This is a genomic window from Sphingobium sp. TCM1, from assembly GCF_001650725.1.
In the GTDB taxonomy this organism is placed as follows: Bacteria; Pseudomonadota; Alphaproteobacteria; order Sphingomonadales; family Sphingomonadaceae; genus Sphingobium.
In genome coordinates this window covers 17,591-30,847 of the sequence record NZ_LXVX01000009.1, presented here as the reverse complement: position 1 = coordinate 30,847, position 13,257 = coordinate 17,591, and the positions used below count along the sequence as shown (strand labels likewise).

Here is a 13,257-nt window from a genome sequence, read left to right as displayed (position 1 = left end):
CTTTTCCCCAGACCCCCAAACTAACCCCACCCCCGCCTATCCCCGTGGAGAGATAACACCCGCGCGTAAGGCCGACGATTTTCCGAAACCGGAATGGGCTGACCCGCAGGTTTGGGCGGACTTCATGCTGAACCGTAAACGCAAGCGGATGACCAATTCCGCGACGGCGTACCGGGGGTTCCTGCGGGATATCGAGAAACACACGGACGCCGATTGGCCGCCTGGCCGCCTGCTGGAACATGCCGCAGCCAAGGGCTGGGCCAGCATCAACGCCCCCGAAAATCAGGATATTCGACATGCAGCACACGCCCAATCCTATGTTCGCCAAGGCGTCGGAAATCTTCGCGGCCCCCGGCCAGAACCTGCCATCGACATGCTCCGACAGGCCCAAGCCGACCTCGCGAACGATTCCGGCGAAGGTGAGGGATTTGATCGCGAAACTTGGCCTTCGCTACCGTCCTACCTCACAGAGCGATCTTGAGGCGCACGCCGGCCAGCTTGCTATGCTGGCAAGTGACTTGCACGATATTCCAGCCGACCTGCTGGAGCGTGCGATCAGCGATTGGGCGACCCGCTCGCCCTACATGCCCAAGGCTTTCGACCTGATCCAGTTGGCGAAAAGCTACCTGCCCAAGCCTACCCAGCGCGCCGCAGTTGCAACCGATTGGGAGATGCGCGCGCAGGCTGCGAACGACCAATTGCACGGCCGGGAGAAGGGCCGCCGCGATATTCGCTGGGTCGCCAGTCACGACGGCATGAGGTTGGAGTTCGACCCGTCGTATCGCTCGGACATGGACAAGTTCATGGACCGCCTGAATGCCGGTGAGGCGGATCAGCGCGAGGTCGATCGTGCGCCAGTTCGGTGGCGGCAAGTCGCCGCGGAGATCGGATATCTGCGCGACATGGGGAATGAGAGGTTCGTCATCCGCCAGCGGCGCAGCACGATAGCGGGGCTGTGATCATGACGGACGATTTAATCCAGCTCCACGTCGAGCATCTGGCGAGCATGTTCGCGCTGCATCGAGCAATGAAATCGGATCCGCGCCATGAGGATAAGATCACGCTCCAGAACCAAGTCGCGACCTCGATCGGCCAGATGATCGCCGATGAAGGCGGCCAGCATGCGATGCGGGCCTTCATCGACCAGTTCTACAACCGCACACAGAGCGATGATGCTGAAACATGGCTGTATCGTCGCTGGGATGGAATCCGCCTGCCGGACGGCTCTGTGTGGGTGTCATGACCCTCACCGACTACCTCTGCTTCCTCCTCCGCGCCCGCCCCACCCGCGAGCAGGCCGGGGATGAGGCGCGGCGGTTGGGGGTGAGGCTGGATTACGCAGAATTTTACTGGAGGGTCGTGAGGTCATGAAGCTGGTCAGCATTGCCGATGCAGGCGCGGAAGGTCGCAAGGCCAATGCCGACGAAATTCGGGAAATGGCCGATGCGATCGAGCGCGGCGACATCATCGAATGGGTGATGGTCGCGAATGATCGGGCACGCGAGGTCTATCTCAATCACAGCAAGTTTGAAGATCGGTGGCGGATGCTCGGCGCGCTGGAATATGCGCGGTCGGGGCTGTTGAAGGCGGGGGAGGAGTGATGGACGCTTTCGGGATCGCAATCATGGCCTTTGCCGGCATTTCCATCTTGGCGGGAGTGATGGGAAAATGATCGAACTGACGCGCAACGAACGGATCGTGTATGAGGCGCTGGTGAGGGCGGCTGAGGCCACTGAGCCGGCTCCGAAAAACGATGAACTGATGGGGATGCTCGGATGCTCGTCCGACAGCACGCCGCCGCACACGGTGCGCAAGCTGGAAGAAAAGGGCTTGATCGAGGTCGAGCGATTCCAGCGCACGCGGCAGGTGTGTATCGTGGCCACCGGCAAATGCACGGCGATGCCCATGTCCACGGCCCCGCACTGGCGCGACAGGCCGAGGGAGGTGCCCGCCCCGTCGATCGCCGCGGTTCGGGAACGTGCGCCGGATATTGCCGCGCAGATACTCACGCAGGCGGCGAAGATGGGCAAGCCGGCTGTCGAGTATCTGGCCGATCTGGTTTTTGTTGGATGGAAAGTGGAGCAGGAGCGTGGGTGAAGGTGGCCGTCCGAGCAAGTTCAAGCCCGCCTATGTGCAGGAGGTTGTGAACCATATGGCGGAGGGTGCAAGCCTGACCTCGTTTGCCGGCGAGATTGGCGTCGCGCGTTCGACCATCAACGAGTGGATGGCCAATCACCCTGAGTTTTCAGAAGCCGTCAACGTGGGCAAGGCAAAATGCGCGGCCTGGTGGGAGAAGGTGAACCGCTCGATCGCGCGTGAAGGCGGCGGCACCGGCTCTGCGCAAGCCTGTGCGCTCGGCCTCAAGAACATGGCACGGGAGGATTGGGTGGAGCGATCGGAGGTTGATCTGCATGTGAAGGATGACCTTGCCGCGGCGATTGAGGAAGGACGCAAGCGCGCCCATGGCAACGAGGGCTGAGCCTCCTGAAATCACGCTGGCGAAGGACATAGGCTCATTCGCGGACGATCCTGAGCGCTATGCTCTCTACGCCTTTCCGTGGGGCCACGGCGATCTTGCAGACGCAACCGGCCCGCGTGAGTGGCAGCGATGGATGATGCGGCAAATCCGCGACCATCTGTCCAATCCCGCTACCCGCTTTCAGCCTTGCCGCATTGCGATTGCTTCGGGACACGGTATCGGCAAGTCGGCCGCGATCAGCATGGTCATCAAGTGGGCGCTCGACACCTGCCCTGACACGCGCATCGTCGTGACGGCGAACACGGAGGGGCAGCTTCTCACAAAGACCAGCCCCGAGATTGCCAAGTGGGCGCGACTGGCGATCACGGCCGACTGGTTCAAGCCTACCGCGACGGCCCTCATGTCCACCATGAAGGGGCGAGACAAATCATGGCGCGCCGATCTTGTCACATGGTCAGCGAACAACACGGAAGCGTTCGCCGGCCTTCATAACCAGGGCAAGCGCATCGTCCTGATCTTTGATGAGGCATCGGGCATCGACGCGAAGGTGTGGGAGGTGGCTCTTGGCGCGCTCACCGACGAAGGGACGGAGATCATCTGGCTCGCATTCGGCAACCCAACGCAAAACACGGGCGCCTTTCGCGAGTGTTTCGGCAAGAGCCGCGCCTTGTGGAAAACGCGCCAGATCGACAGCCGCACGGTCGAGGGCACGAACAAAGCCTATCTGGAGGAGCTGGTTCGGACCTATGGCGAGGATAGCGACATCGCCAAGGTGCGTGTCCTGGGGCAATTCCCGTCCGCCTCGTCTATGCAGTTCATCCCCTCTGGTCTGGTCGAGGAGGCGCAGGCGCGGGAGGTCAATTCGCTCGGCTCCGATCCGGTCATCTTCGGTGTGGACATTGCGCGCTTCGGGGATGACCACAGCACGCTCGCCATCCGCTGCGGTCGCGATGCGAAGTCCCGACCGTGGAAGCGCTGGCACGGCGTTGATACCATGACCGTGGCCGGCGACATCGCTATGGAAGCGCGCCTCTACAAGCCCGACGCGATCTTTGTTGACGTGGGCGCGATGGGTGCTGGCGTCATCGACCGGCTGCGCCAGCTTGGCCTTGAGAATGTGTTCGAGGTCAATTTCGGCGGGCGCGGCCGTGATGCTGTGTGGGCTAATGACGTGCGGGTCAAAACGGCGAACAAGCGTGCGGAAATCTGGACGTCGATGCGCACATGGCTTGCTGGCGGCGCGATCCCGGACGAACAGCAATTGACCGATGATCTGACCGGGGTCGAGTATAGCTACGATCTCAATCAGGCGATTGTGCTGGAAAAGAAGGACCACATGAAAAAGCGCGGGCTTTCGTCGCCTGACGATGCCGACGCGCTGGCCTGCACCTTCGCCGAGCCCGTCGCGCCGCGCGAAGTGCCGGGTTATCTCAACCCTGCGAACTATGGTCGGTCGGTCGAGCATGACCGCTACAAGGAGTTGGATTGATGCGATATGACAGGAAATACCCGCTGCCCGATATCTCATGGGATCGACTTGGCGATATGCTCGATGTGGCAAAATCAGACGCGGTTGACGATCTAGCCAATAGCTGGGCGCGCAAGGTCGCGGCGCATGTCGAAGGCCTATGTGAGCAGGCGCGGGAGATGGGCCCGACTATCCGCGTCGCGATCTCTGAGGGTTCGTTCGGTCAGGATGCAGACATGAGCTGGCAGTGGACCATCCATCACCAGTTTCTTGAGCCTGGGGCTATGCCAAGCTTGCCCGGTGCCTGTCGTGTCTACGGCCCGTTCCCGCCCGTCGATTCAACCGAATAGCCCACCACCATATCCCTGTCCCCGCCATGACGCGGGAGACAGGCCATTTGCACCTCAACACCTGACGTTCCGACTGTTCCGGAGCGCCAATCGGTAAAGCTGCCCGATGAGGGCGCAGACGTGCAGACCGATCGTGACGCGCGCCGCCGTCGCCGCGCGATGATCTCTGGCATGATGACGAGTCCCAACGGCGCGCTCGGCACAGCCAACACCTCCGCTGCATCGAACACGCTGGGCTGATGGGTTCGATCCGTCAGGACTGCGAGACGCGCCTCCAGGGGATGAAAGCCATCCGCTCGGACTATGAGGCGGACTGGCGCGACATTGCGAAGTTTTGTCAGCCGGCGCGCTCGCGGTTCATGAACAGCGACACGAACAAGAACCGCCGTCAGCGCAACAAGATTTACGACGAATATGCGATAACCTCCTACCGCACGCTGGCCAACGGCATGACCAGTGGCTTGTCGTCGCCGTCGCGCCCATGGTTCAAGCTGGCGACCTATGACGAAGCGATGATGGACGAGCCGGACGTGCGGTTCTGGCTGTCGGAAGTCGAGCGCCGGATGCAGGCGTTCATCGCGCAGTCCAACTTCTACGGCGCGGCCAAGACCGGATACCATGAACTCGGCCTGTTCGGGACCGAGGCTTGCGTGATGATCGAGCATCCGCAGGTGGGCATGGTCTGCCATGCGCTCACGGCCGGGGAATATTGGATCTCTGCGTCCGATGCCATGGTGGCGGATACGCTTTACCGCCGCGTCCCCATGACTGCGCGCCAGGCCGTGCAATCGTTCGGCGACAAGGTGTCGAGCAATGTTCGCAACGCCTATGACCGCAACGACACGGAATTTCAGGTCGATGTGTTTCAGGCGATCGAGCCTGATCCCAACTGGCAACCGGGTAATCCGTTCTCGCGCCGGTTCCGCTCAGTCTATTGGGACGAAGCGGACAGCCGCGACAATGTGCTGCGCGTCTCGGGCTATCACGATCAGCCATTCTATGCCCCGCGCTGGGATACGACAGGCTCCGACACCTACGGCTATTCCCCGGCGATGGAGGGGCTGGCGACGATCCGCGAACTGCAAATGCAGGTCAAGCGGCGCAACGAGGCCATCGACCATCTGGTGAAGCCTGAGAAGGTGACGAAGCCGGGCCTCAAGCTGACGGGCCAGCCGGGCAACATCGTCTCTGCCGCCGATGTGGACAAGGATACGGTGCTGGTCCCCTACCAGATGCCTTATCAGGCGCCGGGGATCATCGGGCAGGAAATCCAGCGCTGCTATCAGCAGATTGACGCCACGTCATTCGCCGAATTGTTCATGGCGATCACGAACATGCAGGGCGTGCAGCCCCGCAATATCGAGGAAATTGCCGCCCGTAACGAGGAAAAGCTGACACAGCTCGGCCCGACGATCGAGCGCGTCAACACCGAGAAGCTGTCCGTCGCCATCGACCGTGTGTTCGGGATCATGCTGCGCGGCGGGATGCTGCCGCCTGTGCCTGACGTGATGCAGGACAGTGAGGTCAAGATCGAGTTTGTTTCGATCCTGACGCAGATGCAACGGATGGTCGGCCTCGGCCAGATCGAGCGCACCGCCTCCTTCATTGGCAACCTGGCGGGCGTGTTCCCCGAAAGCGTGGACAAGCTCAACACCGACGAAATGATCGATGAATATGCGGAGCGCGCGGGCGCGCCGCCCAAGCTGATCCGCACGGCCGAAGAGGTGCAGGCGATCCGCAACCGCCGTGCCCAGCAGCAGAATGCCCAGCGCATGATGGAGGCCATGCCTGCCGTCCAGCAGGGCGCGGATGCGGCGCGGCTTCTGTCCGAGACCGATGCAGGCGGGCAACCGCTGCTCGACACGATGCTGGGAGCCTGATGAGCCAGCAGCAATCCGACATGGCCGAACTGATGAAGCAGCCGGCGTTCCGGCGCTTTCTGTGGCGGTCGATTCAAGCCAGCGGAATTTTGTCGCAGGGAACGAGCGGGGCTGATGGCCGCGATCTCTCATTCGCAGAGGGGCGGCGCAGTCAAATGTTCGCGATGCTGAACGACGCGGAGCAGGGAATGCCCCCTGACGCCCGCCACCCTCTCAACATCATGACCTTGATCGCGGTGCTTCGTGAAGAAGCCCAGGCAGCCCCGAAGGAGAAGAAGAGTGGAACTGGACGATACGGCGAACTCGGCGACTGATGCCCAGGCTGATGCGGTGGAAACCGCAGTCGATGCCGTGCCTGTCGATACGTCCGCCGCCGAGTCTGCGCCTGACGCTGGTGACGATGCGGACGAAAGCGCACTGGGCGGCAAGGCGAAGGAGCCCGAGGCGGCCGATCCTGAAGAGCCCGGCACGCCTGTCGTCCCCGAGGCCTACGACTTGACCGCGCCGGAAGGCATGGCGATCGATCCCGCGCTTCTGGAAGAGGCGACGCCGATCTTCAGGGAAATCGGCCTCAGCAACGAGGCGGCGAACAAGGTGCTGCCGCTCGCGCAGAGCCTGATGACGAAATCGCATGAGGCGGCTGTCCAGTCGATGATCGATGCCGGCGCGCAGCAGCGCAAAGCGTGGCTCGATGAGGCGAAGGCCGATCCCGAAATTGGCGGCGGGAAGTGGGACGCAACGCTCCACTCCGCGGCGAAAGCGCTCGACGCGCTTGGCTATCCGGAGGGGTCGCCGTTCCGCGCCGCTCTGACTGAAACCGGCTTCGGCAATCACCCCGAAATGATCCGCGCGATGGCGAAGGTCGGGGCGATGGTTGGCGAGGATGGTGACTTCATCCGCAGCGATGCGGGCGTGAAGGTCGAGGAAACGCGCGAACAGCGCTGGTATGGCAGTAAGGAGTGAATTGAATGGCTACCATTGGCAATTCGTTCCTCAACCTGATCGATATGTATCGCGGGATGGGGCCGGATGGAAAGATCGACGCGGACGTGATCGAGGTTCTGCACCGGCTGTCGCCGGCCGTGCAGGATGCGATCGCCACCGAAGCGAACAAGGGATCGACGCATCTGCACACGATCCGCTCGGGCCTGCCCAGCGTGACCTGGGGCCGGCTCTACAAGGGCATTCCGCAGAGCAAGTCCGGCAAGACGCAGGTCGAGGATACGACCGGCTTTGTCGAGGGGCGCTCGGAAATCGATGAACGCCTGCTGGATCTGGCGGCGGAAAACGCGGCCGCTCTGCGCCTGTCGGAAGCGGACAGCTTCCTGGAAGCGATGACGCAGGAAGTCGAAACCGGCATCTTCTATCACGACAGCGCATCGACGCCCGAGAAATTCAAGGGCCTGGCTGCGCGCTACAATGTTCGTGGCGGTTCCGGCGCAGGCAACAATGTCGTTCATGGCGGCGGTTCTGGCTCGGACAATACCTCGATCTGGATGGTGACCTGGGGCGAACAGCAGACCACGCTGCTCTATCCCAAGGGCACGCGCGCCGGCCTTCAGCGCATCGACCGCGGTTCGCAGCAGGTTCTCGATGCGAGCGGCCTGCCCTACTTCGCCAAGGTGGAAGAGTTCCGCTGGCATGTCGGCCTTGCCGTGCGTGACTGGCGCTACAATGTGCGTATCGCCAATATCGACGTGTCCGACCTCGCAGCCGGCACGGTCGATGTCTACGCACTGCTGCGCCAGGCCTATTACAAGAACCAGCGCTGGCGGACTGGCCGTGACATGAAGGCGCCCGACGCCGGCAAGCAGGGGCGCTCGGTCATCTACATGAACTCGGCCGTCGCCGAAGCGCTCGACGCGCAGAATACCGACGATGATCGGGTCCAGCTGAAATACATGGAACTCGAAGGGCAGGAAGTCCTGTCCTATCGCAACCTGCCCATCCGCATCACCGACGCGCTTCTGAACACGGAAGCGGCCGTGCCGGTGGCTTCGTAAGGAGACGATGACATGATCATGGACAACACTCTCGTCTTTAGCGACGGGCAGGCCATCACCGCCGACGCTGGCTCGACCAACGTCATCGACCTGAATGCGACTGGCACGCCCTATGGTGCCGCCGCCCCCGTGGGCCGTGACATCGGCAAGTCGAGCCATGCTATCCCGCTTAACATCGTGGTGACGGAAACCTTCAACAACCTGACCAGCCTGGTCATTTCGTTGCAGGTGGACGACAACGCCGCGTTCTCGTCGGCCAAGACCGTCGCCAGCTCGGCAGCGATCCCGCTCGCCAGCCTGGTCGCCGGCTATCGCCCCTCCTTCCCCGATTACATCCCGGAGGGAACGGACGAACAGTATATGCGGCTTTTCTACGACATCACCGGCGCGGCGCCCACCACGGGCAAGATCACGGCATCCGTGGTCGCTGGCCGTCAGACCAACTGAGGAGGCTGATATGGGCAAGACCAAGACCCCGGTTCGCTACATCGCGAAGCAGCGCGGCTATGTCGATGGCAAGATCATCGAAGAAGGTGAGCCTTTCGTAACGGACGCGGCCAAGGGCTCGTGGATGGAACCGGTTGACATGGCGGAATATGAGGCAGCCGTCGCTGCAACCGACCCGTCGCCGGATGATCCAAACTATGACGCCATGAGCCTGACCGCGCTCCAGGCGCTCGCCGCGACCGACGATTATCGCATCGACATCGCGCCGGGCGGCAAGCCGCTCAGCAAGTCGGCGCTGCTGGCTGCCATCAAGGCAAAGCGCAAGCCAACCGCGTAACAGGGCGGCGGGGGCCTTCGCCGGCTCCCGCCATTTCCACTATGCCAATATTCCCAATCGCACCGGACATCCGATCAAATTGGAGCAATTTTCTCCCCTGAGCGGGTTCAATCCCATGGGTGCGGCGGTCAGCGGAACGGCGTTCTTCTGCGTCGCCATCCAGCGGAGCGACTAGCCGTCGATTCAAGCGCTGTTACGGCAGGCATAGACAAGCGCCATGGCCGACCAACTCTCAATCTGCAACGAGGCGCTGTCGGAGATCGCGGCGGACCCGATCAACTCCATGGAAGATGATAGCGAGAGCGCTTTCTATTGTCGCCAGCATTATCCCAAAGTGCTGGAGGAGTTGCTGACATGGACAGATTGGCCATTCGCAATTCGAAGAACGGTCCTCGCCTCGCGGACCAATGATCGCTTCGGCGAATGGCTCTACCGCTACGCCGCGCCATCGGATATGGCTGAGGCGATCCGCGTTCTTCCGTCCGTTGACAGGCAGCGGACTGATATTCCTGTGTTCGGCCCTTATTCCTTTCCGCAGTGGGATGAGCTTGGTCGGCTGCCCTTTGCGATTGCAGACGGGTCAATTTACACCAATGTCGCGTCCGCCATCCTTGAGTATCAATCCAACACGGTTGAGCCTGCGCGTATAGATGCATTGACCGCCCGCGCGCTGGCTCTGGAACTGGCTGTGCGCCTCGCTTGGCCGGTGAAAAAAAGCCGTGAGCTGAAGGGTGATTTGATCCGCCAGGCTGAAACCGCGCGACAAAGGGCTGTTGCGGAAGCTGAGAACCGTAGTCCTCGGGTTCAACCTGACTATATCAGCCCCGTCGAATATGCCCGCATGGGGGTCTATCCTAATGGGCTATAGGATCGCGCAGCCCAATTTCAGCAAAGGCGAACTCGCTCCGCATCTGTGGGGTCGCTTCGATGTCGACGCATACCAGACGGCGGTTCGCAAGGCGCGCAACTGCTACGTCCTGAAATATGGCGGGCTCGAAAAGCGTCCAGGAACGCGGTTCGTCGCTGAGGTTCTGGACGCCAGTGAGCCAGTCAGGATCATCCCGTTCCAGTTCTCGATCGAGCAAGCTTATGCCTTGGAGATGGGGCAAGGCTATATGCGTGTGGCGGCGCTCGGGGGATTGGTTCTTAACGAGCAACTGGCAATCACAGGGATTACGAATGAGGCGCAGGCCAAGATCACTGCGGCCTATCATGGTTATAGTGTTGGCAACGAGGTCTATCTCAGTGGTATCGCTGGCGATCTTGGAGAGGAGCTGAACGGCCGCATCGCAACTGTCGCCTCCGTTATCGACGCCGATAATTTTCGGATTGACCTCAGCACAGCCGGGATGGCTGCGTTCTCCTCATCGGAGGGAGGGATAACGCGGTCGAGCGCCCCTGATCCCGACCCTGATCCGCCGACCGTTCCTCCTGTGGTAGCGCCTCCTGAGCCACCGCCTACCGGAGGCGGCGGCGGTGATGGGCGCGATCCCAACAACCCCAACGAGCAGCAACCCTAATGGGCGTCTCTCGCGTCGTCAGGGTTGGCTCGCCCTATAATGCCGTCGATCTGGCTGAGGTCGATTTCGAGCAGCAGGCGGATACGATGTATCTTGCTCATCTCGACTATCCGCTCACGAAACTGACGCGCACGGCACATGACGAATGGGCCTTTTCGCCGGTCAGCATTGGCCCAAAGATCAGCCCGCCTAACGATCTGGCGGCCTTTGCCTACAGCCCCAACACGGATTCCGAGAACGGCGGCAATGCCTATTTCCCTCAACCCTGCCGCTATATGGTTACATCGGTCGATGCCGATGGTCGGGAAAGCCGTCCCGCTGATCTTGGCGCGGAAGTCACCAACGATGTCAGCCTGAAGCGCAACTATAACGAACTGACCTGGAGCGCCGTCACCGGGGCTGCCAGTTACAAGGTCTACAAGGCGCAAAACAGCCAGTTCTACGGCTATATCGGCAGCACGGTCGAAACGAGCTTCATTGACGACAACATCGGCCCTGATCTGAGCACTGCGCCGCCTGAGGCTTACAATCCGTTTCCGGGCGTGAACGATTACCCCTCGACTGTCACGTTCTTTGAACAGCGTCTGTTTCTTGGCCGCTCGCGCAACAATCCCAACGCCATTTGGGGAAGCCGATCAGCGGAGTTTGAGAACTTCGACCAGTCTATCCCGCTCAGGGCGGATGATGGGATCGTGATTGCTGCCAATGCCGGGCGGGTCAACGCGATTAACCAGCTTGTAGCTACGACCAGCCTTCTCGCCTTGACATCGGATAGCCTGTTCCGCGTCGATAGCGGAGCTGATGGCGGCTATCTGACAGCATCCCCTCCCGTTACGGTTCGCCGGCAGATTGGCCGTGGATCATCCCGGCTGTCACCTTTGGTTGTCGATAACGTGGTGTTTTATACGCCATCGGTCGGGGCCGGGGTTCGTTCGATCAACTACAAGTTCGAGGTCGATAGCCTCACATCCGACGATGTTTCGATCTTCTCGCCGCACTTCTTTGAGGGCTTCGACATCGTTTCATGGTGCTATGCGCAGGAGCCGCGTTCGATCATCTGGGCGGCTCGCGATGATGGCAAGTTGCTGGCCTTCACATGGGAGCAAGCGCAACAGGTGTGGGGCTGGACGTTGTGCGAGACAGACGGCTTCGTCACGTCCTGCTGCTGCATTCCCGAGAATGGGGAGGATCGGGTCTATCTGACTGTCCGTCGGACTATCGATGGGCAGGAAAAGACATTCATCGAACGCATGGCGTCGACGCGCTGGGACAGTGTCGCGGATTGCTGTTTCCTCGATTGCGCCGTCTCGTTCGCCTATGATGAGCCGCGCCAGACTTTCCGCAATCTTTGGCATCTGGAGGGGCAGACGGTCTGGGGGCTGTGCGACGGGTTCGTGGTCAAGGGTCTGGTTGTCGCGAATGGCAGAGTAACGCTTGACGATAGTGTTGGCCCGGTCAGCAAGGCGACGTTCGGCCTTCCTTATGATGTCGATATTCAAACGATGCCCGTCATGTTCAACGGCTCTGCCGGCTCCAATGCAGCGCGAAAGCAGCAACCTGGCGAGATAGCGGTGCATCTGCGCAACAGCCGTGGCGTTCGCGTCGGTTCCGGCAAAGAGGATGGAGCGGAGCCGACAACGCATCCGATCAAGCCGCGCAAATCTGAAGCGTGGGGCGAGGCGGACAGGCTGCTTGATGGCAAATATCTGATCGACTCTCCGAACGTGGTGAGCGGGCAGGCGTCCGTCTATGTGAAGCAGACCGACCCCCTGCCGCTGACACTGATTGGCGTGTTCCTTGATCCTGTCGTGGGGCAATGAGCGTCGAAGTCGTTGCGTCGAAGGTGACGCATATCGGTCCGATCGCCTCGCGCATTCGCGCCATTGACCGGGTTGAGTGCGAGGCCATGGGGCATGGTCCGAAGCAGGCGCTTCGTAATGGGTTTCTCCTGTCCGATCGATGCTGGACGGCGCTGGTGGACGGGCGGCCGGAAGCGATGTTCGGGGCGGTCACAACGTCAGCGCTCAACCGCACGGCGACCGTCTGGTTTCTCGGGACGGATGAAGTCTATCGCCATGGCAGGGCGCTTCTCTCCATGGGGCCGGCGTTGCTGCGCGAAGCCGTCGATTCAAGCTTTCTGGCCAGCAACCTAGTTTCCAGCGCGAACGGGAAGGCGATCAGGCTCTTGGCGCGCTGGGGCTTTACCGTCGAACCTGAGGAGCATGTCGTGCGGGGTGTCCCCTTCCGCTATTTCTGGATGAAGCGCTGATGTGCGATCCCCTCACCCTCACCATCGCGGCAACGACTGTCGCCACGGTCGGGCAGGGCTATAGCGCGCTCCAGCAGAATGCCCAGGCGAAGTATCAGGCGCGCGTGGCGGATCAGAATGCCAAGCTGGCAGGCGAGGCAGCGCGCCGCGAACAGGACAACACCCGCGATGCCGCGCTTGCTCATTATCGCAAGGTTGCCCAGCTACAAGGGCAGCAGCGCGTCGCCATGGCGGCCGGAGGGCTGGACGTGAATTTCGGCAACGCCGCCGATCTGACGGCCGACACGCAGATGCTCGCGCAGGAAGATGCCCGGCGCATCTATGATCAGGGCGCGGAGAATGTCCGCAGCTTCGACATTGAGGGCGTCAATTACCGATCGCAGGCCAAGGCGTCACGGCAGGCCGGGCAAGGCGCGCTCATCGGCGGCCTGTTCAACATGGCAGGGACGGCGCTCGGCGGGGCCAAGCAGTATTCCACGATCAAAGCCAAGATGGGGGGCTGAT

The 13,257-nt window shown here is 61.5% G+C and carries 19 protein-coding genes; all 19 read left to right on the top strand.

What is annotated here, in order from left to right:
• On the top strand, nucleotides 1-481 hold a 481-nt coding region (locus A7Q26_RS25095), incomplete at its 5' end, for a hypothetical protein (RefSeq protein ID WP_232313715.1).
• A gap of 37 nt (nucleotides 482-518) precedes the next feature.
• Nucleotides 519-959, top strand: a complete 441-nt coding sequence (locus tag A7Q26_RS07285) for a hypothetical protein (RefSeq protein ID WP_157102486.1) — start codon at nucleotides 519-521, stop codon at nucleotides 957-959.
• A 2-nt stretch (nucleotides 960-961) separates the two neighbouring features.
• A complete protein-coding gene (locus tag A7Q26_RS07280) occupies nucleotides 962-1,243 on the top strand; it encodes a hypothetical protein (RefSeq protein WP_066858759.1) in 282 nt (93 codons plus the stop codon).
• 124 nt (nucleotides 1,244-1,367) lie between these two features.
• The gene (locus A7Q26_RS07275; RefSeq protein ID WP_066858758.1) at nucleotides 1,368-1,601 is read left to right on the top strand and encodes a hypothetical protein; all 234 of its coding nucleotides are present in this window, start codon (nucleotides 1,368-1,370) and stop codon (nucleotides 1,599-1,601) included.
• Nucleotides 1,602-1,668: 67 nt separating this feature from the next.
• Nucleotides 1,669-2,097: a hypothetical protein gene (locus A7Q26_RS07270; RefSeq protein WP_066858756.1), complete on the top strand. Its 429-nt coding sequence runs from the start codon at nucleotides 1,669-1,671 to the stop codon at nucleotides 2,095-2,097.
• Nucleotides 2,090-2,479 (top strand): hypothetical protein, encoded by a 390-nt coding sequence (locus A7Q26_RS07265; RefSeq protein WP_066858754.1) that lies wholly within the window; start codon nucleotides 2,090-2,092, stop codon nucleotides 2,477-2,479. The genes A7Q26_RS07270 and A7Q26_RS07265 overlap by 8 nt, the downstream gene beginning before the upstream one ends.
• Entirely contained in the window at nucleotides 2,463-3,968 is a 1,506-nt protein-coding gene (locus A7Q26_RS07260; protein ID WP_066858750.1) for a terminase, read from the top strand. Before A7Q26_RS07265 ends, A7Q26_RS07260 begins: the two co-directional genes overlap by 17 nt.
• Nucleotides 3,968-4,297, top strand: coding sequence for a hypothetical protein (locus tag A7Q26_RS07255; protein ID WP_066858748.1), 330 nt, complete (start codon nucleotides 3,968-3,970; stop codon nucleotides 4,295-4,297). Before A7Q26_RS07260 ends, A7Q26_RS07255 begins: the two co-directional genes overlap by 1 nt.
• 239 nt (nucleotides 4,298-4,536) lie before the next feature.
• A complete protein-coding gene (locus A7Q26_RS07250) occupies nucleotides 4,537-6,177 on the top strand; it encodes a portal protein (RefSeq protein WP_232313714.1) in 1,641 nt (546 codons plus the stop codon).
• Entirely contained in the window at nucleotides 6,177-6,491 is a 315-nt protein-coding gene (locus tag A7Q26_RS07245) for a hypothetical protein (protein ID WP_066858746.1), read from the top strand. Before A7Q26_RS07250 ends, A7Q26_RS07245 begins: the two co-directional genes overlap by 1 nt.
• A complete protein-coding gene (locus A7Q26_RS07240) occupies nucleotides 6,457-7,140 on the top strand; it encodes a hypothetical protein (RefSeq protein WP_066858744.1) in 684 nt (227 codons plus the stop codon). The genes A7Q26_RS07245 and A7Q26_RS07240 overlap by 35 nt, the downstream gene beginning before the upstream one ends.
• A 5-nt stretch (nucleotides 7,141-7,145) precedes the next feature.
• Nucleotides 7,146-8,180: a major capsid protein gene (locus tag A7Q26_RS07235; RefSeq protein WP_066858741.1), complete on the top strand. Its 1,035-nt coding sequence runs from the start codon at nucleotides 7,146-7,148 to the stop codon at nucleotides 8,178-8,180.
• A gap of 12 nt (nucleotides 8,181-8,192) precedes the next feature.
• Nucleotides 8,193-8,627 (top strand): Bbp16 family capsid cement protein, encoded by a 435-nt coding sequence (locus A7Q26_RS07230; protein ID WP_066858739.1) that lies wholly within the window; start codon nucleotides 8,193-8,195, stop codon nucleotides 8,625-8,627.
• Nucleotides 8,628-8,637: 10 nt separating this feature from the next.
• Nucleotides 8,638-8,964 (top strand): hypothetical protein, encoded by a 327-nt coding sequence (locus A7Q26_RS07225; protein WP_066858737.1) that lies wholly within the window; start codon nucleotides 8,638-8,640, stop codon nucleotides 8,962-8,964.
• A 217-nt stretch (nucleotides 8,965-9,181) separates the two neighbouring features.
• Nucleotides 9,182-9,832, top strand: a complete 651-nt coding sequence (locus A7Q26_RS07220) for a hypothetical protein (RefSeq protein WP_066858735.1) — start codon at nucleotides 9,182-9,184, stop codon at nucleotides 9,830-9,832.
• The gene (locus tag A7Q26_RS07215; protein WP_066858732.1) at nucleotides 9,822-10,484 is read left to right on the top strand and encodes a hypothetical protein; all 663 of its coding nucleotides are present in this window, start codon (nucleotides 9,822-9,824) and stop codon (nucleotides 10,482-10,484) included. Before A7Q26_RS07220 ends, A7Q26_RS07215 begins: the two co-directional genes overlap by 11 nt.
• On the top strand, nucleotides 10,484-12,304 hold the full coding sequence (locus A7Q26_RS07210) for a hypothetical protein (RefSeq protein WP_066858730.1): 1,821 nt from the start codon (nucleotides 10,484-10,486) through the stop codon (nucleotides 12,302-12,304). The genes A7Q26_RS07215 and A7Q26_RS07210 overlap by 1 nt, the downstream gene beginning before the upstream one ends.
• Complete coding sequence (locus tag A7Q26_RS07205; RefSeq protein ID WP_066858727.1) at nucleotides 12,301-12,753, top strand: hypothetical protein; 453 nt, start codon at nucleotides 12,301-12,303, stop codon at nucleotides 12,751-12,753. The genes A7Q26_RS07210 and A7Q26_RS07205 overlap by 4 nt, the downstream gene beginning before the upstream one ends.
• Nucleotides 12,753-13,256, top strand: coding sequence for a virion core protein, T7 gp14 family (locus A7Q26_RS07200; RefSeq protein WP_066858725.1), 504 nt, complete (start codon nucleotides 12,753-12,755; stop codon nucleotides 13,254-13,256). Before A7Q26_RS07205 ends, A7Q26_RS07200 begins: the two co-directional genes overlap by 1 nt.
• The last annotated feature ends 1 nt before the right edge of the window (nucleotide 13,257 follow it).